Origin of the sequence: uncultured Microbulbifer sp. (assembly GCF_947489355.1) — a bacterium.
GTDB lineage: Bacteria > Pseudomonadota > Gammaproteobacteria > Pseudomonadales > Cellvibrionaceae > Microbulbifer.
Window position 1 is genome coordinate 1 of sequence record NZ_CANLDD010000257.1, and the last position, 206, is coordinate 206.

Below are 206 nucleotides of genomic sequence, written 5' to 3' on the forward strand. Positions count from 1 at the left end.
AGGAGTGGTAAGGGTGCGCGAAATAAACCTGCGCCCCAAGCTCCTTAGTAATTTTTTCGTGATAGGCAAACTCTTTACCATTGTCCGCCGTGATCGTATGCAATGCCGCCGTATACGGCTTCAGCAGAGCTATAGTGGCCTCTGTCACCGCCTCTGCACTTTTGTTCTCCACTTGTGCAAATAAGGTAAACTGCGTTACGCGCTCT

General features: G+C 50.0%; 1 pseudogene. It reads right to left on the reverse strand.

Annotation, left to right across the window (positions count from 1 at the left end):
• Positions 1 to 206: pseudogene (locus tag Q1A48_RS21680) on the reverse strand (IS30 family transposase); the annotation flags it as partial.